General features: G+C 66.8%; 28 protein-coding genes. 14 read left to right on the top strand and 14 right to left on the bottom strand.

Translation table 11 applies throughout. The features are described 5' to 3' along the window. The first annotated feature begins 37 nt into the window (after positions 1 to 37). The 3 genes from DVS29_RS23800 to DVS29_RS23810 are packed head-to-tail and all read left to right on the top strand — an operon-like array spanning position 38 to position 1252. Positions 38 to 259 carry a hypothetical protein gene (locus tag DVS29_RS23800; protein ID WP_118182973.1) on the top strand — a complete coding sequence of 74 codons (222 nt, stop codon included), beginning with the start codon at positions 38 to 40 and terminating at the stop codon, positions 257 to 259. Between the two features lie 38 nt (positions 260 to 297). Continuing rightward, entirely contained in the window at positions 298 to 498 is a 201-nt protein-coding gene (locus DVS29_RS23805) for a hypothetical protein (RefSeq protein ID WP_118182974.1), read from the top strand. 49 nt (positions 499 to 547) lie between these two features. Beyond that, a complete protein-coding gene (locus tag DVS29_RS23810; RefSeq protein ID WP_118182975.1) occupies positions 548 to 1252 on the top strand; it encodes an AIM24 family protein in 705 nt (234 codons plus the stop codon). Between the two features lie 81 nt (positions 1253 to 1333). On the opposite strand, the gene wrbA is transcribed toward DVS29_RS23810, so the two are convergent. Both wrbA and DVS29_RS23820 read right to left on the bottom strand, forming a co-directional pair. Next, the gene (gene wrbA / locus DVS29_RS23815; RefSeq protein ID WP_118182976.1) at positions 1334 to 1936 is read right to left on the bottom strand and encodes an NAD(P)H:quinone oxidoreductase; all 603 of its coding nucleotides are present in this window, start codon (positions 1934 to 1936) and stop codon (positions 1334 to 1336) included. Between the two features lie 171 nt (positions 1937 to 2107). Continuing rightward, entirely contained in the window at positions 2108 to 3055 is a 948-nt protein-coding gene (locus DVS29_RS23820; protein ID WP_118182977.1) for a glycosyltransferase family 2 protein, read from the bottom strand. Positions 3056 to 3420: 365 nt separating this feature from the next. On the opposite strand from DVS29_RS23820, the gene DVS29_RS23830 reads away from it, so the two are divergent. Continuing rightward, positions 3421 to 4164: an alpha/beta hydrolase gene (locus tag DVS29_RS23830; protein ID WP_118182979.1), complete on the top strand. Its 744-nt coding sequence runs from the start codon at positions 3421 to 3423 to the stop codon at positions 4162 to 4164. Here DVS29_RS23830 and DVS29_RS23835 read toward each other — a convergent pair. The 3 genes from DVS29_RS23835 to DVS29_RS37025 all read right to left on the bottom strand — a co-directional run bounded on the left by DVS29_RS23835 (position 4150) and on the right by DVS29_RS37025 (position 5276). Beyond that, a complete protein-coding gene (locus tag DVS29_RS23835; RefSeq protein ID WP_118182980.1) occupies positions 4150 to 4587 on the bottom strand; it encodes a rubredoxin in 438 nt (145 codons plus the stop codon). The genes DVS29_RS23830 and DVS29_RS23835 overlap by 15 nt on opposite strands. Before the next feature lie 206 nt (positions 4588 to 4793). Then, positions 4794 to 4964 (bottom strand): hypothetical protein, encoded by a 171-nt coding sequence (locus DVS29_RS37405; RefSeq protein ID WP_164707979.1) that lies wholly within the window; start codon positions 4962 to 4964, stop codon positions 4794 to 4796. A gap of 114 nt (positions 4965 to 5078) precedes the next feature. After that, positions 5079 to 5276: a hypothetical protein gene (locus tag DVS29_RS37025; RefSeq protein ID WP_124800708.1), complete on the bottom strand. Its 198-nt coding sequence runs from the start codon at positions 5274 to 5276 to the stop codon at positions 5079 to 5081. A 325-nt stretch (positions 5277 to 5601) separates the two neighbouring features. Between DVS29_RS37025 and DVS29_RS38175 the strand changes: the two genes are divergently transcribed. The 5 genes from DVS29_RS38175 to DVS29_RS23860 all read left to right on the top strand — a co-directional run bounded on the left by DVS29_RS38175 (position 5602) and on the right by DVS29_RS23860 (position 9839). Continuing rightward, entirely contained in the window at positions 5602 to 5724 is a 123-nt protein-coding gene (locus DVS29_RS38175; protein WP_276314338.1) for a hypothetical protein, read from the top strand. Between the two features lie 28 nt (positions 5725 to 5752). After that, the gene (locus DVS29_RS23845; RefSeq protein ID WP_118182982.1) at positions 5753 to 6199 is read left to right on the top strand and encodes a hypothetical protein; all 447 of its coding nucleotides are present in this window, start codon (positions 5753 to 5755) and stop codon (positions 6197 to 6199) included. A gap of 147 nt (positions 6200 to 6346) precedes the next feature. Continuing rightward, positions 6347 to 8344: a tetratricopeptide repeat protein gene (locus tag DVS29_RS23850; protein ID WP_118182983.1), complete on the top strand. Its 1998-nt coding sequence runs from the start codon at positions 6347 to 6349 to the stop codon at positions 8342 to 8344. A 159-nt stretch (positions 8345 to 8503) separates the two neighbouring features. After that, the gene (locus DVS29_RS23855; protein ID WP_118182984.1) at positions 8504 to 9319 is read left to right on the top strand and encodes an alpha/beta fold hydrolase; all 816 of its coding nucleotides are present in this window, start codon (positions 8504 to 8506) and stop codon (positions 9317 to 9319) included. 184 nt (positions 9320 to 9503) lie between these two features. Beyond that, the gene (locus DVS29_RS23860; protein ID WP_118182985.1) at positions 9504 to 9839 is read left to right on the top strand and encodes a superinfection immunity protein; all 336 of its coding nucleotides are present in this window, start codon (positions 9504 to 9506) and stop codon (positions 9837 to 9839) included. 57 nt (positions 9840 to 9896) lie between these two features. Here the strand turns inward: DVS29_RS23860 and DVS29_RS23865 are convergent, their stop codons facing one another. Continuing rightward, positions 9897 to 10733, bottom strand: a complete 837-nt coding sequence (locus DVS29_RS23865) for an AraC family transcriptional regulator (RefSeq protein ID WP_118182986.1) — start codon at positions 10731 to 10733, stop codon at positions 9897 to 9899. Positions 10734 to 10944: 211 nt separating this feature from the next. Continuing rightward, positions 10945 to 11415 carry an NUDIX hydrolase gene (locus tag DVS29_RS23870; RefSeq protein WP_240655770.1) on the bottom strand — a complete coding sequence of 157 codons (471 nt, stop codon included), beginning with the start codon at positions 11413 to 11415 and terminating at the stop codon, positions 10945 to 10947. A gap of 316 nt (positions 11416 to 11731) precedes the next feature. Between DVS29_RS23870 and DVS29_RS23875 the strand changes: the two genes are divergently transcribed. From DVS29_RS23875 to DVS29_RS23890, 4 genes are all read left to right on the top strand, one after another. Further along, positions 11732 to 12562 (top strand): CHAD domain-containing protein, encoded by an 831-nt coding sequence (locus DVS29_RS23875; RefSeq protein ID WP_118182987.1) that lies wholly within the window; start codon positions 11732 to 11734, stop codon positions 12560 to 12562. Positions 12563 to 12817: 255 nt separating this feature from the next. Next, positions 12818 to 13105: a hypothetical protein gene (locus tag DVS29_RS23880; protein WP_124800709.1), complete on the top strand. Its 288-nt coding sequence runs from the start codon at positions 12818 to 12820 to the stop codon at positions 13103 to 13105. Positions 13106 to 13230: 125 nt separating this feature from the next. Then, positions 13231 to 13734 (top strand): arsenate reductase/protein-tyrosine-phosphatase family protein, encoded by a 504-nt coding sequence (locus tag DVS29_RS23885; RefSeq protein ID WP_118182989.1) that lies wholly within the window; start codon positions 13231 to 13233, stop codon positions 13732 to 13734. A gap of 59 nt (positions 13735 to 13793) precedes the next feature. Next, positions 13794 to 14498, top strand: coding sequence for a cytochrome b/b6 domain-containing protein (locus DVS29_RS23890; RefSeq protein ID WP_118182990.1), 705 nt, complete (start codon positions 13794 to 13796; stop codon positions 14496 to 14498). Between the two features lie 48 nt (positions 14499 to 14546). Here the strand turns inward: DVS29_RS23890 and DVS29_RS23895 are convergent, their stop codons facing one another. Genes DVS29_RS23895 through DVS29_RS23905 form a run of 3 tightly spaced genes read right to left on the bottom strand, consistent with a single transcriptional unit; the run spans position 14547 to position 18378 of the window. After that, positions 14547 to 15602 (bottom strand): serine hydrolase domain-containing protein, encoded by a 1056-nt coding sequence (locus tag DVS29_RS23895; RefSeq protein WP_118182991.1) that lies wholly within the window; start codon positions 15600 to 15602, stop codon positions 14547 to 14549. Positions 15603 to 15647: 45 nt separating this feature from the next. Beyond that, a complete protein-coding gene (locus DVS29_RS23900; protein WP_118182992.1) occupies positions 15648 to 16940 on the bottom strand; it encodes an MFS transporter in 1293 nt (430 codons plus the stop codon). After that, positions 16930 to 18378, bottom strand: a complete 1449-nt coding sequence (locus DVS29_RS23905; protein WP_118182993.1) for a M20 family metallopeptidase — start codon at positions 18376 to 18378, stop codon at positions 16930 to 16932. Before DVS29_RS23905 ends, DVS29_RS23900 begins: the two co-directional genes overlap by 11 nt. Before the next feature lie 193 nt (positions 18379 to 18571). Between DVS29_RS23905 and DVS29_RS23910 the strand changes: the two genes are divergently transcribed. After that, positions 18572 to 19477, top strand: a complete 906-nt coding sequence (locus DVS29_RS23910; protein WP_118182994.1) for a LysR family transcriptional regulator — start codon at positions 18572 to 18574, stop codon at positions 19475 to 19477. A gap of 18 nt (positions 19478 to 19495) precedes the next feature. Here the strand turns inward: DVS29_RS23910 and DVS29_RS23915 are convergent, their stop codons facing one another. The 4 genes from DVS29_RS23915 to DVS29_RS23930 all read right to left on the bottom strand — a co-directional run bounded on the left by DVS29_RS23915 (position 19496) and on the right by DVS29_RS23930 (position 23306). Beyond that, positions 19496 to 20179, bottom strand: a complete 684-nt coding sequence (locus DVS29_RS23915; RefSeq protein WP_118182995.1) for an SDR family NAD(P)-dependent oxidoreductase — start codon at positions 20177 to 20179, stop codon at positions 19496 to 19498. Positions 20180 to 20222: 43 nt separating this feature from the next. Then, positions 20223 to 21560 (bottom strand): NAD(P)/FAD-dependent oxidoreductase, encoded by a 1338-nt coding sequence (locus DVS29_RS23920; protein ID WP_118182996.1) that lies wholly within the window; start codon positions 21558 to 21560, stop codon positions 20223 to 20225. A 47-nt stretch (positions 21561 to 21607) separates the two neighbouring features. Then, the gene (locus DVS29_RS23925; protein WP_118182997.1) at positions 21608 to 22423 is read right to left on the bottom strand and encodes an amino acid ABC transporter permease; all 816 of its coding nucleotides are present in this window, start codon (positions 22421 to 22423) and stop codon (positions 21608 to 21610) included. A 64-nt stretch (positions 22424 to 22487) separates the two neighbouring features. Further along, positions 22488 to 23306, bottom strand: a complete 819-nt coding sequence (locus tag DVS29_RS23930) for a substrate-binding periplasmic protein (protein ID WP_118182998.1) — start codon at positions 23304 to 23306, stop codon at positions 22488 to 22490. Positions 23307 to 23325 lie beyond the last annotated feature (19 nt).

Here is a 23325-nt window from a genome sequence, read left to right on the forward strand (position 1 = left end):
TGCGCGCATGCTAGGATGCACGCACAGGAGGGCTCGCATGCAGTTCGTCTACAAGCGGTTCCACATCGACTGCCATCCGCGTCACGGCGACGACGGCGCCTGGTACGCACGCGCCCGAATCACCCACGCCGCGAGCCGCGGCACCTCGCTTCCAGCCACCTGCGATTCCGGCGAAATCGACGCTTTCGCGAGCCAGTCCGATGCGATCGAATGCGCACACGCGTGGGCAGTCGGCTGGTGCGATGGCCACCGGCATTGAACGCGTAACGGCACCTATCGGCACAACAAGGGGGCGACATGGCGCAGGAGCAATATCGTGGCTATGGACTGTGGGGGCATGCGGTTCCCGAAGCGGGCCGCTATGTGGCGAGCGGCACCGTGACGCGCGACGACGTGCTGATACAGACGTCGGGCCGCCTCGACATGTTCTGGACCGAGGACGAAGCACGCACCGCCGGGATCGAATGGGCGCGCGCGTGGGTCGACGGCAACAGCTGATGCTGGCTCGGACAATCGATCGATAACGACGGCCATCGCCGCCCATCCCATGAACCAGCAACTCCCGCGTCTGCTACCCACCAGCCTCACCGACGAAACCTTCGGCGGCGTCACCTATCACATCGGCGGCGAGCTCGTGCCCGTGCTGTCGGTCGACGTGTCGCGCTGCCCGGTCTACTTCGAGCATCACATCCTGTTGTGGAAGCACTCGAATGTGCGCATCGGCATCCGGCCAGTGAAGGGCGCGGTCAAGCGCATGCTCGCCGGCATGCAGGTGTTCATCACGGAAGCGAGCGGCGACGGCATCATCGCATTCAGCCGCGACGGCGCCGGACACATCGTGCCGATCCATCTGGGCGCGGGGCAGGAACTGCACGTGCGCGAGCACCAGTTTCTCGCCGCGACTTCGAACATCGAGTACACGTTCGAGCGCGTGCGCGGCATCACCAACATGCTGTTCGGCCAGACCGGCTTTTTCATCGACCGTTTCCGCGGGCATGACGGCGACGGTGTGCTGTGGCTGCACGGCTACGGCAACGTGTTCGAGAAGGTGCTCGCCGCCGGCGAGACGATCGACATCGAGCCGGGCGGCTGGCTTTACAAGGACCCGCAGGTGCAGATGGACACCGTCGTCGACCGGCTGTCGAGCGGGCTCTTCGGCGCGGGCTTCAACTTCATCGTCAACCGCTTCACGGGACCGGGGCGCGTCGGCATCCAGTCGATGTACGTGAACAACGCGACGGACGAACGCTGAGCGCGCAGCGCGAGCGCTGTCCGCCTCAGCCCGCGAATTTCACCGTGTGAATCTCACCGCGTGAATCTCACCGCGTGAGCTTCACCGCGTGAGCTTCACCGTGATCTCCGCGACGTGCCGGCCCTGGAAGCGCGCGATGTCGAGTTCGTTCGCGCTCGGCCTGCGGGTACCGTCGGCCTTCGCGAGCGTGGTCGCGCCGTACGGCGTGCCGCCTGTGATCTCGTCCATGTTCGTCAGACCCGGGCACGAGTAGGGCACGCCGACGATCACCATGCCGTGATGCAGCAGCGTCGTATGAAACGACTGGATCGTGGTTTCCTGACCGCCGTGCTGCGTGCCGGTCGATGCGAACACGCTGCCGATCTTGCCGACCAGCGCGCCCTTCATCCACAGGCCGCCGGTCTGATCGAGAAAATTGCGCATCTGCGCGGCCATGTTGCCGAAGCGCGTCGGCGTGCCGAAGATGATCGCGTCGTAGTTCGCGAGATCGGCGGGCGTAGCTTCGGGCGCCTGCTGGTCGAGCTTCGCGCCCGCGGCTTTCGCGCGGTCGGCGGGCATCGTTTCGGGCACGCGCATGATCGTCACTTCGGTGGACGGCACCGCGCGCGCACCTTCCGCCACGGCTTCGGCCATCGTTTCGATATGACCGTACATCGAGTAGTACAGCACCAGGATCTTTGCCATGAGTTCGCTCCGGGAAAGGTTTCATGGGCATGACGGTTCGGCCGCGTGACCTCACGAAACACGCAGCCGCGTTGCTTGGACCACCTGACGATAGTGCGGGTTCGTGACGAAGGCTCGATGCGCCGCGACGCGATGGCGCGACGTCGATGCGTTCTTCAAGCTATCGAAACACTACGCGCGCAGATCCTCATGATGCGAGGCAGCGGTCGCGGCCGCGGACAGCGCCGCGCGCCGGCGCTCGGCGGCGACCACCTGGCGGCGCATTGTATGGACCGTCGCGGGCACGCGCCGGCGGTTGCGCCACGCCCAGCCAATGCCGTCGATGAGCGGCCACGCCTCGCGATGCAACGCGAAGGTGCCGGCGAACACGGCGAGCGCGCGCAGCGTCGCCCACCACGCGAACCACTGCGGCAATCTCAGCCACGCGACCCACGCGGCGTTGCGCGCTTGAAGTGCCGCGAGCGCGCGGCGGGTGGCGCGGTCGGGCGATGCCGATGGTTCGCGCCGTGCCCGCAGCGCTTCGCAATAAACGATCGCGTGGCCGGCGGCCAGCACGTCGAGGGCGAGCAGTTCGTCGGCGCCCGCGTCGCGCAGCCTCGATTCATAGCCGCCGAGCATGCCGAACACCGCCGTGCGGATCACGCATGCGCCCGGCTGGTAGCGCGTCAGGAGCGGGCCCGGCAGCGCGTCGTCGGTCAACGGACTGGCCTGCAACGCGGCGCACGCGGGCTCCGCTTCGTCGCCGCCATCCATCGAAACGTGCGCGGTGAGAATCGCGATGCGCGGATGCGTGTCGAGCATCTGCACGGCGCGGTCGAGCGCGCCGGCTTCCCAGCAGAGGTCGTCGTCGGTGAAGGCGAGGTAGTCGGCGTGGTAGTCGGAAGCCGCCCACGCGGCCGCGCGGTTGCAGGCCGGCACGCCGACGCGGGTCGCGCCCTGCACGATTCGCACGCTGGGGAAGAGGTTCGCGAGCAGACTGACGGTGTGGTCTTCGGATGCGTCGTCGGCGATCAGGATTGGCGGCGCCTCGGGCAGTTCGAAGAGACGCGCGACCGTCGTCACCACTTCGCGGACGCGATTGCGGGTGAAGACGACGACGGCGATCCGCGAGGTCGACATGGCGAGGGGCCAGGCATCAATCGATGGTTGCGGCTTGCATGCCGCGTTCCCGTGCGGTGCCGACGATCTCGACGACGCGCGGTTACCTTCCACGGTACGCCGATTTCAAGCGTTGCGCACGACATTGCTCGATTGTGCTGAAGCGATTCGCGTGCCATCCGTGGGGCAACGCGCGCAGCGCGACGCGAAAGGCGCGACCGCTTTCGTCGGACGCGGGCGTGAAAGTTTTTTGACCGCTGCGGTACATCGCGCGGCACGGGTTACCATCGTTGCGGTGCGGCAACCCGGTGCGCGATGTGCGATGCGGACGCGGTCGGTCGTGCACCATCGTGGGCCGTACGAATGGCGCGTCATTGGAGAACGGCATGACGGAAGCGGCTGACGACAGTCCCGGCGAGAGGCCGGCGGAACTGCTCGAAGAACCCGTGTCGGGGCTGCGCTACCGGCTGCGCCGTACCGCGCGCGCGGATGTGCCCGTCGCGCCCGTTGCGCGCGTGCTGCTACTGCATGGCGTTGGCGGCAGCGAAGCCGATCTCGCGATGGCGTCGGCGTGGCTCGACCCCGCGATCGAAGTGCTGCTGGTGCGCGGTCCGCTCGTGCTCGGTCCGCAGCAGTTCGCGTGGTTTCGCGTGTGCTTCAGCGCGCGGGGGCCGGTGGTGAACGCGGAGCAGGCCGAGCAGAGCCGCGCGCGGCTGCTCGCGATGATCCACGCACTGCATGAGCGCGACGGCGCGGCGCCGCTGCGCACCGTGGTCGCGGGCTTCAGTCAGGGTGGGATTTTGAGTGCGAGCGTGGGCTTAAGCGCGCCGCGCGAGGTGATCGGCTTTGCGATGATGAGCGGGCGCGTCCTGCCCGAACTCGAACCGGCCATCGCACCGCGCGCCGCGCTGGGTTCGCTGTCGGCGTTCGTCGCGCACGGCCGCTTCGACGACAAGCTGCCCGTTTCGTGGGCCGATCGCGCGCGCGATCAGCTGGACTCGCTCGGCGTGCGGCATCGCATCGAAATCTTCCCGATCGGGCACGAGCTGAACCGCGCGGTCGTCGCGTCGTTCAGCCGCTGGCTCGACGAGACGCTCGCGTACAACACGAGCGCGTCAGAACTCGACTAGCGCGAAATCCGTCTTGCCGACGTCGCACAGCGGGCAGCGCCAGTCGTCGGGCACCTCGTCCCAGCGTGTGCCGGGCGCGAGGCCGTCTTCGGGGCAACCCGCCGCTTCGTCGTAAATCCAGCCGCAGATCACGCAAACCCATTGCCTGAATTCATCCGATGACACTTCGGTGTGCACTCGCGCATCGGTGCGTTGTGCGGCTTCGTCGGCGGATTCGGGCGTGGTGCTGTCGAGGTTGAACACGATCGGCGCATCGGTGCCGTTGCTGCTGACATGCGCGCCGTTCGACAGGCGCGCCTGCAGCGCGGCGAGCAGGCGTTCGGCTTCGCTCGCGGTGAGGTCGATCCAGAACGGATCGCCCGCGCCATCGTTGAGTCGTGCCGGAGAAAACTGGAGTTCGAGTGCGGAGCCTTTCTTGTACATCGGAGTGTGCGGCGAGGAGGGTGAACGGCCATCGCGGCCATGTGCGGTTTTGCGCGGGTTTGAGAACCGACACGCGATTATCGGTGCTTCGCGCACGCGCCGCACGCGCGCATCGGAAGATGCAGTGTTTCCTGCTGGTTGGGAAAGCGCTGCGAGCAGCCGGCGCGAAGGCCGGCTGGAACGCAACTGCGACGCAACTTCGTACGCTACTGCCGGTCGCGATTGCGGGTGCGGGTTGCGCCGGTGATCACCGCGATACCGAGCAGGATTACGGCGACGATGCCGACGTGAAGTTGCGATACGTGCAGCGAGACCAGCGCCCACGAGATACCGCCGATCAGGATCAGCCAGCCCACCAGATAAATCACCAGCGTCATTGAATCCTCCCTGTTTTATGTGACTGCGCTGCAGGGAGTGTAGCCGATGTGCTCATGCGGTCCGGTTGTGGCTTCGGTGTAGCTTCGGTGTAGCTTCGATGCGGTTTCGACCCATCACGTCATGATGCGGATCGTGAGGTCGGCTCGCAGCCGGAACGCTTCGATGCGGCCGGCGCGCACGTCGAGCAGCAGGCGCACGAGATCGTCGTCCGACACGCTGCCGCTTGCAGCCTGCCGGCCGTCATGGCGCAGACGCCGCTCTTCCGCGATCAACGAGAGCGCGCTACTCCTCGAGACAAACATTTCATTCATGGTGTTCAGACTGTCCTGTCGCACGGCTGCGCGCGATCGTTTCGCGCGGGTCGTCCGCTGCCGGTGCCGGCATGTGAGCCTGGACGCGCGGCAATACCTGCAATTCCTCACCGAATCTGACGATCTGGCGCGCGGACCGACACTGGATGCGATACTGTCGGGATGCACCGCATCCGAGCGGCTGCATTCGCGCGATCGCAAGCTTAGCGCGGCGCGAACAGAATTGCAGCGAAGCGCGCACGGACCGGCGACGAAGCCCGGTCCCGCGCCCGGCCGACGGCACCGGCCGCTCCGCTGCCCAAATCAAGGTGTCCGACTAAACCGCATGAACTGGATCGAAGGGCTCTTTCACGCCGGGCTTTGGCAGCGGCTCGAGCAGTTGTGGCAACTGATCGTGATGGCGTGGACGCTCCTCGTCGACCTGCTGCGGCTGCTCGGCGGCGGGTGAGGGCGGCATTTCTGTCGACGGAGCATCGATGGCCGAGTCTAAGACGAAATCTGAGTCCGATTCGTGGCAGTTCCAGTTGCGCATGACGCTGGCGCCCGAACTCGCGGAGCAACTGCGTCGCGATCCGGCGGGCGGTGCGCATCAAGCGCTCGCGGAGGTGCTCCGACGCCACCGCGCGACGCTCCAGTGCCAGTACGACGCGTTCGCCGCTTACGTAAGCAAGGCGGAACAGCTCGGTCCCGATGCGTATCCGCTGTACCACTGGACCCGGGCGACGATCGACGATCCGCAGAAGCAGGCGAAGTACCTTCGCGCGTTCACGGTTTATGTGGACGGCGCGGAAGTCTATCCGGCCGAACTCGCCGGGCCGCTCGAAGCGGAGCTGCGCGCGCTGGTTGGCGGCGACATCGAACAGGTCACGAAGTACGACACCAATCCCGCGAACAACCCGCAGCCGCCAAAGGGCCTGCAGTAGCAGGCGGGCGGCGTTGGCGGCGGCGCTTCGCGGCCCGTTCAATCCAGCGAACAGAGCGCCTGCGGCTACGCTTTTCCAGCGCTCGGCGCGTACCGATCCGGCGTAAGCTGGCGTCCAGCCAGCTTACGATGCCCACCCGATCCGCCGATGACCGCCGTTCCGCCCACCGTTCCGTCCGACCCGGCCGCCGCCGAAGCCCGCTTGCGCCGGGCCATCGACGCGCATCCGGCCAGCCCCGACGCGTACCGCGAGCTCGCCGCGCACCTGCACGGCAGCGCGCGGCTCGACGAAGCCGCAGCCGTGCTGCGCGCGCTGCTGCGGGTCGAACCCAATGATGCAGACGCGCACCGCAGTCTCGCGATCGTGCTGCACGGCCTCGGTCAGCGCGACGAAGCCGAGCGCACCTGCCGCCGCGCGATCGAGCTGTGCCCGCACGATCCCGATGCCCACTTCACGCTCGGTCTGCTGCTGCATGAACAGGGCCGCGCACACGATGCCGAACGCGCGTATCGCGCGTCGCTCGCCATTCGCCCGGACAGTCCGGACTTGCACAACAATCTCGGCAACGTGCTCAAGCAGCTGGGCCAGCTCGCCGATGCGGAAGCCGCGTACAAGCAGGCGCTGACGTTGCGTCCGCACTATCCGGATGCGCTTGGCAACCTCGGCAGCCTCCTGCAGTCCACAGGCCGGCTGCTCGAAGCCGAACTCGCGTGCCGGCTCGCAATCGCGCTGCAGCCGGACAGCGTCGAGGCGCACAACAGTCTGGGCGGCGCGCTGCTCGCACTGAACCGGCTCGCGGAAGCGGAAGCGTCGTTCCGTCAGTCGATCGCGCTGCATCCGCAGCACGCGGACGCGCACTTCAATCTCGGGATCGTGCTGCACCGGCTGGAACGCAACGCCGAAGCGGAAGCCGCGTATCGCGAGACGCTGCGGATCCGGCCGCACGCCGTCGAGGCGCTCAACAATCTCGGCAACGTGCTGCAGGCAGCCGGACGTCTGCGCGAAGCCGCGGATGTATACGAGCAACTGCTCGCGCTGCGTCCCGACGCGGCGGAACCGCATCACAATCTCGCGGCGGCGCTGCGCGCGCTCGGTCAGCCGCACGATGCCGAACCGCATTACCGTCGCGCGCTCGAACTGAACCCGCAGTACGTCGAGGCGAAGTTCAGCCTCGCGACGCTGCAGCTGAATCTCGGCGCGTACGAGGAAGGCTGGCGGCTCTACGAGTCGCGCTACACGCTGCCGCGCTTCATTCACGCGAAAACGAAAGCGGTGTTGCCGCTGCCGCAGTGGCAGGGCGAAGCGCTGCATGGCCGCAGGCTTCTCGTCTGGCAGGAGGACGGTCTCGGCGACATGATCCAGTTCGGCCGCTATCTGCCGCTGCTGAAAGCGGCGGGAGCGGAGCGCATCGGTGTGGTGTGCATGGCGCCGCTGCATCGGTTGTTCGAGGCGGTCGATGGCGTCGATGCGGTGTTCTCGCATGACGACGCGGTGACCCGCACCGGCGACTACGATTGCTGGACGAGTCTGCTCAGCGTGCCGTTTCGCGTCGGGACGACGCTCGACACGATTCCGTCCGCGGACTATCTGCGTATCAATGCAGCGCGTGCCGACGTCTGGCGGGAACGTCTCGCGATGCTGCAGCCCGAGCTTGTGGGGCCACGTATCGGCGTGGTGTGGAAAGGCAACCCGCGTCATCACAACGATGCGAACCGGTCGCTGGCGTCGCTTGCTTCGCTGGCGCCGCTGTGGAGCGTGCCGGGCGTGTCGTTCGTGAGCCTGCAGAAAGGACATGGCGAAGACGAGGCGCACAACCCGCCCGCGTGGCAACCGCTCGTCGCGCTCGGTCACGAGCTGACCGATTTCGCCGACACGGCCGCGGTGATCGGCGAACTCGATCTGGTGATCTGCGTCGATACGTCGACCGCGCATCTCGCCGCATCGCTCGGCAAGCCGTGCTGGGTGCTGCTGCCGAGCCACGATCCTGACTGGCGCTGGCTGCACGGACGCACCGATTCGCCGTGGTATCCGCAGATGCGCGTGTTCCGGCAGCCGCGACCCGGCAACTGGGCCGCGCCGGTGGAAGCGATGCGGCAGGCGTGCATCGAGCGTTTCGCGGAAGCGCGGGCGATCGAGCCGCAATGAGCGTTAGTGTTGCGGTGAACCCCGCGATGAACACGCAGTGAGCGGCGCAGTGAACATGCAGTGAACGTTGCGATGAAGATGCAGTGAGCGTTGCACTGAACACGCAGTGAACGCCGCAATGAACACGCAGTGAACGCACCGATTACTGGAGCCACCCTCATGCTGCCCACCGACGACGACCTCGCGCAATTCGCCGCGCACGGCGCACCCGCACTGCCACCTGCGAACGACAGCGCCTACGTCGCGCACGATGGCGCGCAGCTCTGGTATGCGTCGCATGGCAAGGGCTCCACGGTGATCCTCCTGCACGGCGGCCTGGGACACAGCGGCAACTGGGGCCATCAGGTGCCCGCGCTCGTCGCTGCGGGATATCGCACGATCACGATCGACAGCCGCGGTCACGGCCGCAGCACGCGCGACGCGCGGCCGTTTTCATATGAACTGCTTGCGTCAGATGTGCTAGCGGTGATGGATACCCTTGGCATCGGGCGCGCTGCGATCGTCGGCTGGAGCGATGGCGCGTGCACGGCGCTCGTGCTCGCGCGGCAGGCGCCGCAACGCGTGGCGGGCGTGCTGTTTTTCGCGTGCAACATGGATGCGTCAGGCACGAAGCCATTCGTCGCGACGCCGTTGATCGACCGCTGCTTCGCGCGTCACCGGCAGGACTACGCGGAACGCTCCGCGACGCCGGATCAGTTCGACGCGTTTGTCGCCGCGGTTGGCGAGATGCAGCGCACGCAGCCTGAATACCGCGCCGAAGATCTCGCTGAAATTCGCGTGCCGGTGCTCGTTGCGCAAAGCGCGAACGACGAATTCATCCGCTGGGAGCACGCGGAATATCTGGCGCGCAGTCTGCCCGATGCGGAGCTGGTGCAACTGCGCGACGTCACGCACTTCGCGCCGCTGCAAAGGCCGGATCGCTTCAACGACGTGATGCTGCGCTTCGTCGCGCGCGTGCTTGTCGCGGCGCGTTGAGCGCTTCACTCGTCGCGTCGCTTTACAGCCAGCTCTACAGCCCGCCTCAGAGCCTCGCTTTACAGCCCGCTTTCTCCTCCGATTAGCCGCGCAGGCGAAACAGAGTTTTCGCGTTGCGCGTATCGCTCCAGCGCGGACAGATGCCTACAATCGTTGGCACTTCCGACTCTGCTGGAGTTGTGTCATGTCGAATCCTCTCGCGCTGTTCGCCGCGCCCGTCGTGGTGCTCGCTGCCGTGCTGCTGTACTGCCTGCCTTCGATTCTTGCCGATGCACGGGGCCACGACGACGCGGCACAACTGACGGTGTTCAATGTGCTGCTGGGCTGGACCATCGTCGGCTGGGTGGCCGCGTTCCTGTGGGTGCAGCAGCGCGCTACGCCGCGCGCAATCACGACGACGTTGCGCCGCAGCCGCCGTTTGTCCGCGACGTCGACGCTCGCGATTTTGACCCGCCGCGCGCATGCGCGCAGTCACTGCGACGGGCAGATGATCAACGGCCGCTGCGTGAAGCAGGGCTGAACGTCGAACTCGCGAGCGAGTTGCAAAGCGCGAGTGGTTTGAAGCACGAAAGCCGGATCAGGAAAGCTCGCCGCGAGATCGTGTCGGCCCGGCATCGAATCCATCGACGGGTTGAACAGAAGTGCCGAGCGTCTGCGCCGGACGGAATTCACCGGGCGGCGCGCCGAGTTCACGCCGGAACATATCGCTGAAGCTGCTCGGCAGATAGCCAAGCGAACGCGCCACCGCGCTCACCGCCTGTCCTTCGGCAAGCCGCGAGACCGCAATCGCGAGCTGCACCTGGCGGCGCCATTCCGCGAAGCCCATGCCGAGCTCGCGTGAAAACAGCCGCGCCAGCGTACGCACGCTCGCGCCGACGAACGCCGCGTGCTGGTCGAAACCGATATCGACCGAAGGCCGCTCGATCACCGCGCGGCACAGCATGTCGAGACGCCGGTCCGACGCATCGGGCAACGGAATCCGCAACGGGTAACGTGTCGCATGCGCGAGTTCGAGCGCGGCGAGACGGTATGCGGCCGCGAGGTACGTTTCGTCGCGTTCATGCTCGCGCTCGGCGACAGTCTTCAGCAGTTCGCGCAGCAGTCCGTTGACCTCGAACACGTCGCAGCGGCGACTCAGGTGGCCGATATCGCGTTCGTGCAGATAGAGATTGCGCATGTCGACGGCGCTCATCATCCGGATCGAATGCACCGTGCCGGGCGGCAGCCACACCGCGCGCTGCGGCGGTACGACGAGCGCTTCGCGTCCCACTTCGACGAACATCACACCCGATACCGCGTACAGCACCTGCGCCCACGTGTGTGCGTGCGCATCGATCTCGTGGCCGCGCGGATAGTGGCGGGCGAGCGCGTGGCCGGGGCCTTCGTTCAGCTCGGGCGGCGCGGCGAGCGGCATGGCGGAGATAGCCGCGAAAGACGGCGGGCAGAGTGAGCGTGGCAAGTGGGGAGCATCGGCGGCGGGTTGCGGCAGTCAAGGCGCAACCGATGCTATCACGCGGGCCGTAGTGGGGTTCACGCCAGGCTCGCGCGCATGCGGTCGCACCAGATGCAATGCGTGGACGCGGCGCATCTCAACCGCACCGCACCGCACGGCACGGCACCACACGCTACACGATCTCGCCCATCTCCCGCATCGCATACGACACGTTGCGGCTGAAAGCATCCTGCCGGCCGCGGCGGCCAGGTCGCCTTACCTTGCCCTTCACGGGTGGCGTGGCGAGCACATCGACGATGCCTTTGGTCGCGATGCTGGCCGCGAGCGCCGGCACGTCGGCGACTTCGACCCAGCGGCAGCGCGCGATTTCGTTGCCGGGCTTCGGCACCTCGCCGGGCGCGGTCCGCACGATATACACGCGGTGATGCGTGCCCGCGCCGACGAATTCGAACAGATAGCTGAGGCCGAGCGCATGCAGGCTGGTTTCTTCGAGCAGTTCACGCGCGGCGGCCTGGGCCAGGTCCTCGCCTGGTTTCGGCCGTCCGCCAGGCAGCGCCCAGCGGCCGTGTTGACGCGACACCAGCAGGATTTGCGTTCCTTGCCGGCAGATGACAGTGGCTCGCTGCTTCACAGGCTGCTTCATGGACTGCTTCACAGGCGACTCGACCCTCGGTGACCGGGCGTATGCGGCCGCAAGCGTGATGCCAGGCCGGGCCGCCTCTATCTATAATTTCAGAAGACGTAGCGCCGTCACCCGCGTGCATGATTGCCCGCAACGCGAAGCGGGAGAACGTCCCACGTCATGGTGGTGGCGGATTGTGACGAATCCATGACGGCTTGGCATGACGGCACCGCGCGCGAATCACGCGCCGTGATCGGTCCGAATGGCGGCGCGAACCGCGAACCGCGGACCGGGAATTCATCTTGCGTCGGTTGGACACGTTGCTGCTGGAGACACCATGACTCGCGAAGACGAAGCCACGCCAGCCCAGGACAGTGCGGAAAGCCAGTTCTCCCAGTACGCGCGACCGCTGATCGACGAAGCGGTCGGTCAGGCCGCCGCGCTCGCGTCGAGCACGGACGCCGAGGTGCTGCATCAGATGCGCGTCGCGCTGCGCCGGTTGCGTTCGCTGCTGTGGGCGTACCGGCCGCTCCTCGACCGCGGCTTCGACGACCAGCAGCGTGCGCTCTTCAAGCGCCTCGCCGCGGCCGCCGGCGAAACGCGCGACTGGGACATCCTGATCGAACTGCTGAAGCACGCGCCGGAAAGCGCGGCGCTCGATATCGCGGCCCTCGAAGCCGAGCGCGCGAAAGCGCTGCAACGCAGCCGCGAGCTGCTGGCCGGCCGCGACGTCAAACCGATGCTGCGTGCCGCGCTGCAGACCGCCAATCGCGCGTTGAACACCGCGCACGAACGCACGCCGCTCGAACGTTTCGCACGTCGCCGGTTCGCATCGGCGGACCGCTCGCTGAAGCGGCGGATGCGGCGCGCCGCGCACGCGAAGCGGGGCGACTACGCGTCGTTTCACGACGTGCGCAAGGCCGCGAAGAAGGTGCGCTACCTGCTGGAGTTCTTCGAGCCGCTGCTCGCGAAAAAACAGCGCAAGGCGCTCAAGCCGCTGAAGAAGGTGCAAAAGCGGCTCGGCGAACTGAACGACGTCGTCGCGAGCGAAGCGCTGCTGCAGCATAACCTCGGGGTATTCCCGGATGCGCAGTCTGGCGGGACCGTGCTCGCGATACTCGGCAAGGCGCGCAAGCGCAAGATGCGCGCGGCGGCGAAACTGATGTGAACTAGGGCGTGCCGCGTTCAGGCCGAGCACCGGCCCGGTGCTCATGGCGCGCTCACGGCGCACGCCGCTCTTCAACACGGCGCACTTTCCAGTCGAAATCGCCGCGCTCCGCGGCCCGATACCCAACACGCGGCGATCTGCCCGAATGGGCATGGTGCTTGCACGTCGAAGCCGCATGTCGCCACGATCCCGCCGAAGCGCGGGACGTGGCCCGCGCAACGGATGAGCGTGCGGAAGAGCGCGCCGGAGACCAGCATGTCGGACCCCTTGAAAATCAGCGCGCGCCGGCGTGTGCGCGGCGGCGAAGTCGTCGTCGACTATCAGCGCGACAGCGGCCGCCTGCGTGTCGTCGAGCACGGCAAGGTGACGCACCAGTGGTATCCGCCGGACTCGTGGTTCGCGATCGCGACGGCGTCCGCGCGCAGCCGCTGGGGCACCGTGCCCGACGAACAGGACCTGCTGCTCGTGCTCGACAACCTGCTGACGGAGCACGACGTTCCGGCAGTTGCGCTCGCGCACGACGGGCGTCCCGCGGGCGTCTGAGCGGCTAGTCGAACCCGAAAGCGTCCCTCCGAAATCGGCCTCTATTGTTTTGTCATTGATTGGCCGGCAGAAACAGCGATAATCGGGGCACAAAAAGCGACATAGGACCGACTCGGGGATACACCGTGCGTGACGTTTGTAAAGTCTTGTTTCTGTGCCGTGACAATGCGGCGCTCAGCATCATGGCGGAAGCGCTGCTGCGCGAACTGGGCGGCCCGCGCTTCGAAGCCTACAGCGCCGGCTGGGAGCCGGCCGCGCAGGTCGACCGGATGGCGCTCGCGGAATTGCGGCCCGGCATCTCGGCCACGCATCTGCTCAATCCGAAAAGCTGGCACGAGTTCACCGGCGAATGGGCGCCGCGGCTAGACGTCGTCGTGCTGTGCGATCGTCTGCACGACCGCGCGCTGCCGGCGTTTCCCGGCGAACCTGCCATCTGCCTCTGGGAAGTGGACACCGCATTCGCGACGATGGACGACATCGCGATCCGCACGCGCGCGGTTCAGCGCGCGTTCTGGCAACTGCTGCGGCGTGTCGACAGCTTCTGCAGCGCGACGCCCGCGCGCGCGGCCATCGCCGCGCTTGGCGCGGTGCTGAGCGATACCTCACGCGACCTGCCCGCCACCGCGTGACACGAACGCCGAAGCCGCTATCATCGGATTTCATCCAGTCCGTTGAAGCGATCGGCCCCATGCCCGTCAACCCCGACACCCGATCCGCCGCATCGCGCGACCCGGAAGCGCCAGTCCGCCGCGTACGCGTCTGGGATCTGCCGACGCGGCTCTTCCACTGGCTCGCCGTCGTGCTCGTCGCGCTCGCGTATGTGACCGAGCGCGAGAACTGGATCGACTGGCACGTGCGGATCGGCGAAACGCTGCTCGCGCTCGTGCTGTTCCGTCTGCTGTGGGGCTGCTTCGGCAGCGAGACCGCGCGCTTCGCGCGCTTCGTCGCGTCGCCCGCGGCGGCGGTCGACCATCTGCGTCATCTGTTCCACCGCGAACCCGACCGGCAGCCCGGCCACAACCCCGCCGGCGGCTGGATGGTGCTCGTGCTGCTGGCGCTCCTCTTCATCGAAACGCTGAGCGGCATCTACGTCTACAACGAAGTCGCGGACGAGGGACCGCTCGCCGGGATCGTGCCGGGCTGGATCGCGAACGGCATCGCGACGCTGCATGCAGTGGTGTGGGACGTGCTGCTCGTCGCGATCGCGCTGCACCTGCTCGCGATCGTCGCGTATGCGGCGATCAAGGGGCACAACCTCGTGCGCCCGATGATCACCGGCTACAAGCGGCTGCCCGGTGCGGTTCGCGCGCCGCGAATGGTGTCGCCGCTGCTGGCCGTGGTGTTGCTGATCGCAGCTTCAGCGGTGGTTGCGTTGCTGGCGGCTTACGTGTAAATCGCGGTGTGAATCAAGCTGTAAAGCGCGATGTAAAGCGCTCACCCGTCAGCGCAGCTCGCGCACGGCCTGATGCACGAGTCCGAAGAATTCGTTCGCATGTTCGGGGTTCAGCCAGCGCACGATCAGCGCGAGCCGCAGCGACGGTTCGATCCACATGAACGAGCTGCCCGCGCCGACGCCGAACCAGCTCGTCTCCGGCACGCTCGGGAACATCTTGCGGCCGGTATTGAGCCACACCAGATAGCCGTAGAACGGCGCGAGCGGGCAGGGCGTGCGCATCCGCGATATCCATGCTTTCGACAGCACGCGGTGACCGCTTGCGATGCCATCGTCGAGCAGCATCTGCGCGATCTTCAACTGGTCGTTCGCGCTGATCGACAGACCGCCGCCCCAGTGCGTGCCGCCCGGCACCGACTGCACCCGCCGCCCGCCGGCAAGTTCCACCCACGCGTTGTCGTAGCCGGCCCAGTTCCAGGTGTCCGTCGCGCCGCAGGGGCGTGCGATCGCTTCGCGAAACACGTCCGGCAGCGGCCGGTCGAACAGGTGCAGCAACGCGAGCGACAGCTGGTTGATGCGCACGTCGTTGTATTCCCAGTACGTGCCCGGCGCCTGCACTGGACGCCGGTCGCCTTTCTTGCCCGCAGGCGGATCGCCGAACGTGACCGCGCGATAGTGGTCCGCCTGGTCGGGCAGGCCGAAGCACACGCCTTGCCATTCGCTCGTCTGCTGCAGCAGGTGCGCCCACGTCACCTCGGCGTTGTGCAGATCGTCGAAGCCGATGCCGGGCACGCGCACCTGCACGGGCTCGTCGAGATCGGGCAGCAGGCCGCGGTCGTGCGCGACGCCCGCGAGCAGCGCGAGGTAGGTCTTCGCGATGCTGAACGTGAGGTCAGGGCGGTCCGGCTCGCCCCAGCTCGTCAGCATACGGCCGCCCATCGCGATCGCGCCCGATACGGGCCCACGGTCGTGTACCGGGCCGAGCAGCCGGTTCCATGGCGGCGGGTCGTTCACGTGCACACCCCATGCGCCGTCCACGTTCCGGTCCCACGTCGATTCGTGCTCGATGGCGAAGCGGATTGCGCGTTGCAGGCTTTCAGACATGATTGGCGATCCTGACTGTTTCCATACGGCTTCTGAAAAAGGCGCCTAACGCACCTGCAGCTTCACGCGCGCCCACACCAGCGTGACCAGGCTGATCACCGCGGCGATCATCAGATACAGGCCCGGCGCGAGATTGTTGCCCGTCGCGGCGATCAGCGACGCGACCGCGAAGGGCGTGAAACCGCCGAATATCGTCGTGGCGATGTTATAGCCGAACGCCATGCCGGTCGTGCGCGTCTCCGTCGGGAACAGCTCGGCCATCAGCGCGGGAATCGGCGCGAAGTAGGTGGCCTTCAGCAGCGCGACCCACACCACGGCGGCCACCAGCGTGGGCAGCGACGGGTGCGCGTTCATGAACACGAATGCCGGATAGATCGTCACGAAGAACAGCACGCCCATCACGAGCATGATGCGGATGCGTCCCACCTTGTCGGACAGGTGTCCGACGAACGGTACGAGCGTCATCATGATGAAGCCCGCGGTCAGCGTCGCGATGAAGCCCGACGACGGCGCGAGGCCCAGCTGACGCGACGCGTAGGTCGGCATGTAGAGCAGCATGTAGTTCGCGCTGGTGGTCAGCACGAGCGAGCCGATCGACACGAGCACGCCGGCCTTTTGCGTCGCGAGCACGGTACGCACCGGCGACGACACTTTTTCGGCCTGCTCGAACTCGGGCGTTTCGTCGATACGGCGGCGAATGTAGAACCCGATCGGGCCGATCAGCATGCCGAACAGGAACGGGATGCGCCAGCCCCAGCCTTCGAGCTGCGGCTGCGTGAGCGTGCCCGTCAGCACCGCGCCAAACAACGATGCGAGCAGCGTGCTCGCGCCCTGGCTCGAGAACTGCCAGCTCGACATGAAGCCGCTGCGCGTGGGCGCGTGCTCGACCAGAAACGCGGTCGAGCTGCCGAACTCGCCGCCCGCCGAGAAGCCTTGCAGTACGCGCGACACGAAGATCAGCACCGGCGCGGCGAGGCCGATCGACGCGTACGACGGCATCAGCGCGACCATGCCGGTGCCGAGCGTCATCATGCCGATCGACAGCGTGAGCGACGCCTTGCGGCCGTGCCGGTCGCTGTACGAACCGAGCACGAGCGCGCCGACCGGCCGCGCGAGATATGACAGCGCGAAGGTGCCGAGCGTGATCAGCAGCGACACCGTGTGGTTGTGCGCGGGGAAGAACAGCTTCGACAACGTGCCCGCGAAGTAGCCGTACACGACGAGGTCGTAGAACTCGAGCGCATTGCCGATCGACGTGGCGACGATCAGCCGGGCGACGCCGCGGCGCGATGCGGGCGTGTGGGTGGACTGCGGGATCGTGACGGACTCAGTGCTCATTGCGCCGGCCTCCGGTCGACTTGCGCGGCAGATGGGCCGCGGGATTGGCATCGGGGGCGTCGCCGCTGCGCGCGCCGAGGTCCCAGAACAGGCCCGCCATGATGCGCAGCCCTTCGCGCACCACCGGGCCCAGCAGATGTTCGTCCGGCGCGTGCTGCGAGCAGCCGGGGTACGAGTGCGGCACCCACAGCGTCGGCATGCCGAGCACGTCGGCGAAGACGTCGTTCGGCAGCGTGCCGCCGAGGTTGGGCAGCAGCACCGGCTGCGTGCCGGTGGTCTGCGTGAGCGAGCGCAGCGCCCATTGCACCCACGGGTTCTCGGGATCGACGCGGGTGGCCGGCATGCCGCGCTCCACTTCGACCGTCACCATCGGGAAGCCGTGCGCGTCGAGATGGCGCCGCACAATCGACTGCAGGTTGCGCCAGTCGGTACCGACGACGAAGCGGATCTGCATGTGCGCGAACGCCTGCGGCGGAATCGCGTTGACCGGCTTCTCCGGGTTGCCGGTGCGAAACGCGAGCACTTCGATGTTGTTCCAGCCGAACACGCGCTCGGTCGGCGTGAGGTCGGGTTCGCCGTAATCCGGATCGACTTCGGGTTCACCCGGATTCCCGCCGACCACGATGTCCGCGAGCGCGCGGCGCACCGAATCGGGAACCGGCGGCGGACGCAGTCCATCGATCGCGATGCGGCCGTTCGCATCGACCATCGACGCGATCGCGTTCGCGAGCACCACGCCCGGATTGCGCAGGAGTCCGCCCCAGTTGCCCGAGTGATGCGCGCCGTCGCGCAGGTTCACGTCGAGCCGGAAATTGATCACGCCGCGCGAGCCGAGAAAGATCGTCGGCCGGCCGGCGGCGAGGCGCGGGCCGTCGGACGCGATCAGCACGTCCGCGGCGAGTTCGTCGCGCAGCCGCAGGCACAGCGCGTGCAGGCCCGGCGAGCCGACTTCCTCGCCGGTTTCGAACAGCAGCTTCAGGTTGAAGCCGAGCTTGCCATCGCGCGCGTCGAGCACCGCGCGCAACGCGGCGAGGTTGATGCTGTGCTGGCCTTTGTTGTCGGCGGTGCCGCGGCCATACCAGCGCTCGCCGTCCACCGTGACCTGCCACGGTGAGCGGCCGTCGGACCACTGAGCGTCGTAGCCGCGCACCACGTCGCCGTGACCGTAGCTCAGCACCGTCGGCACATCGTCGCCTTCGTGGCGATGCGCGATCAGGAACGGACCGGCGCTCGCCACCGGATTGTCCACCACGCGGCAGGTAAAACCCCAGGCAGTGAGCGTCGGCGTGAGTTCGTCGTCGAGATAGGCGCGCAGCCGGGCGCCGCTATCGGCCTCCTGGCTTTCGGTGCGGATCGCGACGCGGCGTTGCAGGTCGTCGAGAAACGCGCCGGATTCGTAGCGCTGGGTGGCAAGCTGGATGGCCGTGTCGCGGGTCACGTAGATCTCCGTCGTGGCGCGTCGTGGGGACGCTCGATTAGATCGAAGCGAGCGCGCAATGCGGGCGCGCACTCGTTGACGACCCATGCTGACGTGGACGATATTTCTGGACAATTACAATATTTGGCAGCGAGCTTTGCCGCAACGGCAAAGCTTCGGTGACCCAACTCATGCGCATCGCGCCACGGAGACCATGGATCAGACCGCACTGCGCTATTTCCTCGAGGTGGCCCGCAGCGGCTCGCTCAGCAAGGCATCGGAGCGGCTCTACGTGGCGATCTCGGCGTTGAGCCGGCAGATCGCGAAGCTCGAAGAACAGATGGGCACGCCGCTATTCGAAAGGCGGCCGCGCGGCATGGTGCTGACCGATGCGGGGCGGCTGCTCGCGAATCACGCGCGGCGCAGCCAGCTCGAAGACGAGCGTATCGCCGACGAGATTCGCGGCATGACCGCGGACGGCCGCGTGACGATCCGCGTCGCGAGTTCGGAGGGCGTGGCGCCGTATTTTCTGCCGCAGGTGTTCGCGCATTTCCTGCGCACGCATCCGCGCGCGCATTTCCAGCTCGATGTGTCGGCGCCGTCTGCTGCAACGCAGCGTGTGCGCGAGGGCACCCACGACCTCGCCGTATGTTTCAGCATCGCGCCTGAGCGGGACATTCAGGTGCAGGTCGCACAGCGCGCGCCGATCTATGCGCTGATGCGGCACGACCATCCTCTTGCCGCGCACGAGTCGGTGTCGCTCGCCGATCTGATGGAATGGCCGCTCGCGATGGACAACCAGGGCGTGACGATCCGGCAGCTGTTCGACATTGCGTGCAGTCTGGAAGGGCTGATCTTCGAGCCGGTGTTCGTCAGCAACTATCACCAGGCGTTGCAGAGCTTCGTACGGCACACGGACGCGGTCACGCTGACCGGATATATCACGGTGCGCACGCGGTTGAAGGTGGACGGACTGGCCGCGGTGCCGATCGCGAATCCCGAACTGCACCAGCGCACGCTGCAGGTTCAGACGATGGCCGGGCGCACGCTGCCGCAGCCGGTGATCGCGTTCGTCGATCTGTTGAGGCAGGAGATGGAACGGCCGGAGGTGGTGGGTTGAACCCGCGCTGCGCGACGCTCAGAACAGATCTTCGTGGCGGCAGTTGACGAGCACTTCCGCGACGCTTGCCGAGTTCGGCAGCTCGATGGTGTTGGCGACGATCAACGCGAGGTCGCGCGGCTGCGTCATCGCGTCGGGCGGCAGATCGGCGATGCCCGCGGCCATGTCGGTGTTCACGTAGCCCGGGCAGATCGCGGTGGCGCGCACGCCGTCGTCCCAGCCTGCGCGGCGCACCGCGTGATTGAGCGCGATCACCGCGTGCTTCGACATCTGGTAGCCGACGTTCAGGTTCTTCACGCGCTTGCCCGACAGCGACGCGAGCTGCACGAAACGCGCGTTGCCCGCGCGGCGCAGATGCGGCAGCGCGGCCTGCACGAGCCGGAAGGGTGCCTTCACGTTGATGTCGAAGGTTTCGTCGAGGAGGGCGTCGGTGCCGTTTTCGAACGTGATCATCCTGCAGATGCCCGCGTTGCTGACGAGCACGTCGAGCCGACCGAACCGCGCGATCGTCGCGTCGACCCAGCGGCGGCCCGCGTCGACATCGCGCGCTTCATAAGGCGAGACGAACGCATCGAACTCCGGATGGAACGACGCCGGATCGCGCACGCCGAGCGACAGCCGGTAGCCGCGCCGATGCAGCTCGCGCGCGATCTCGAGGCCGATGCCACGGTTTCCGCCTGAAATCATCGCTACCTTGTCCATTGCTGTCGTCCTCCGCGTTTTAGCTGTCGAGAATGAGCCCCTGCTAGAACCCCGCGTCGATCACGATCTTTGTGCCGTCGGAAAAGCGCGACAGCCGGAACGCGTGCGGATCGACGAGCGGCGTGTCGTTCACGACGAGGTCCGCCATCAGCTTGCCCGCCGCCGGACCGATGCCGAAGCCGTGTCCCGAGAAGCCCGTGCCGATGAAGAACCCCGGCAGCCGCTCGACGCCCGAGATCACCGGAATCGCGTCCGGCGTGACGTCGATATAACCTGCCCAGCGCTGCGCGATGCGCGCGCCGGCAAGCTGCGGAAACACCTTCACGAACTCCGCGAGCCCGTTGTCGACGTACGGCACGACCGGCTCGGGATCGAGCGTGCGGACTGCTTCGAAAGCGGTGGGTTGATCGAGCGCCCAGTGGCGCGGGCGCTTCAGTTCATCGAAGAAGCGCCGGCCGATGCCGATCCTGAGCGACCCCATCACGCTCTTCAATGCTTCGATGTACTTGAAGAACAGGCGGAACGCATCGGGCGTCAGATCCGCGTGGGTGCGAAAGCCGTAAGCGACGGTGTAGCCGCCATCCGCGCGCTTGCGGAACGCGAACTCCTTGTTGCTCGCGCTGCAGGTCGGGCCGCCTTCGAGCGGTTCCGTGCGCAGCACCGAGCTGCGCGTGAGCAGTTGCGGTACGTCGATATCGAGGCTGCCGCAGAAGAGCCGCGTCCACGCGCCGCCCGCTGCCACGACCGCATCGCAGCGGATCGTGCCGTGCTCGGTGACGACGCCGCTCACGCGTCCCGCGGAGGTTTCGATGCCGCGCACCGCGCACGGCGTGAGGATCTTCACGCCGCGTTTGCGCAGTGCGTTTGCGATCGCGGGCGCGGCCTTCTGCGGTTCGGCGCGCGCGTCGCCGGGCGTGAAGAGCCCGCCCTTGTAGGTCTTCACGGCGCCCGGCAGCAGAGCCGCGATGGCCTTCGCATCCACCTCGTGCGTGTCGAACGTATCGCCGGCAATCTGCTTCGCGCGCTTCAGCCAGTCGAGATGCTCGGCGAGCGCGGCATCGTCGTTCGTCATGTACAGGATGCCGCACTGGTTGAAGCCGGTTTCGATGCCGAGCGTGCGGTCGAGCGTGCGCCACAGCTTCAGGCTTTCGATCGACAGCAGCAGCTCGCGCGGATCGCGGCGCGTCACGCGCACCCAGCCCCAGTTGCGGCTCGACTGCTCGCCCGCGATATGGCCTTTCTCGCAGAGCGCGACCGTGAGGCCCTTTTCGCTCAGGTACAGCGCGGTGGACACCCCGATGATGCCGCCGCCGATCACGACGACGTCGGCCCGCGCGGGCAGTTGCGTATCGTCGGCGACGGGTTCGACTTGTGGTCCCATGTTGGCGTTGTTCAGGTGGTGGATTCGTCGGAGCTTCGAAGTATGCGTCAGCCTTGCCGTTTCGCGATACCCGCGGCCGCGTTCGCAGCCGGCACCGCTTCGCCGCTGCGCGCCGTGCCCGCGATGCGATCCGCGCGCCGCTCCGCTCGCGAAGCCCGCGCGCGCGGATTCGCGTGACGGTTGGTCCAGCGGTCGATGTGGTTGATCGCGTGCGTGAGCGGCACGGTGATCAGCAGATAGACCGCACCGGCCGCGACGAGGGGCGACAGGTTCGCGGTATTCACCGACGTATTCTGGCCGATCGTGAACAGATCGCGCTGCGAAGTCAGCAGGCCGAGGAAGTAGACGAGGCTCGAATCCTTCACGATCGAGATGAACTGGTTCGCGAGCGCGGGCAGGATGCGGCGGATGCCCTGCGGCACGATCACGTGGCGCATGCCGCTCCAGTAGCTCATGCCGAGCGCCTGGCACGCGTACAGCTGGCCGCGCCCCACGCTCTGGATGCCTGAGCGGAAGATCTCCGCGATATACGCGGACGAGATCAGCGCGAGCGCGACGATCGCGAGCGGATACGGATTGGGCCCGAAGATCTGCAGACCGATGGGCGCGAGCCCCTGGCCGACCACGAGTATCACGAGCGCGGCGGGCAGCCCGCGGAACAGGTCGACGTACATGCGCGCGGGCAGCATCAGCCAGCGCGTATTCGACACCGCCATCAGCGCGAGCACCATGCCGGCCATGATGCCGAGCACCGTCGAGAACAGCGACAGCACGAGCGTATTGACGAGCCCGGTGCCGAGCAGCGCCGGCAGCGAGCCGATCAGGAGAGGCCAGTCGAGGAAGTTCTGCAGAAAGGCGTTCATGATGCGCTCCTCGTTGAAGGTGGACGATGCGCGGCGCGATGTGCGACCTGAGACGCGGTACCGTTCAGCTGCCGGTCTTCATCTGGTACGGCGGCAGGTTCGCCGGCTTCGGATAGCCCGGATGGAACTGCAGATAGAGCTTGAGCCACGTGCCGTCGGCGACGAGTTCGTCGATGCTCTTGTTGAGCGCCGTTTCGAGCTTCGTGTTGCCCTTGCGCACCGGGAACCCGGCCGGCAGGTTCACCGCGGAAATATCGAGCTTGTCGGCAATGTTCATCTGCGGGTACTTGCCTTGCAGCCCTTCGACGAGCGTCTTGTCGACGAAGTAACCGTCGATGTATTTCGAGCGCATCGCGAGGAAGCCCGCGTTCAGGTTCGGAAAGCGCACGATCTGCGCGCCCGGCAGGTAGCTGTCCGAGTACGTATCTTCGATGGTGCCCTGCACGACGCCGATCCGCTTGTCTTTCACCGACGCGACATCGCCGGTGATCGGGCTGCCCGGCAGCGTCGCGACGCTCAGGAGCCCCGTCAGATAGCCTTCGGAGAAGTCCACCATTTTCAGGCGGTCTTTCGTGATCGAGATCGAGCCGGCCGCGAGGTCGATCTGCTGGTTCGCGACGCTCGGCAGCAGGCCGCTGAAGTCCTGCGCGCGGAAGTCGGCGGTGAGGCCGAGCTTCGCGGCGATCGCGCGGATCAGCTCGACGTCGAAGCCCGTCATCTTGCCGTTGTCGATGTACGAGTAGGGCTTGTTGTTCGCATCGACGCCGGCGACGATCTTGCCGGGCGTGAGCGTGCCGACGTCCTCGGCATGCGCCGGCACGAGCGCGCCGAAACAGAGAGGAACGGCAATCGCGAAGAGTCGCGCGAGATGACGGAAACGCATGATGTGGCTCCTTCGAAAG

Source organism: Paraburkholderia phosphatilytica (genome assembly GCF_003443895.1).
In the GTDB taxonomy this organism is placed as follows: Bacteria; Pseudomonadota; Gammaproteobacteria; order Burkholderiales; family Burkholderiaceae; genus Paraburkholderia; species Paraburkholderia phosphatilytica.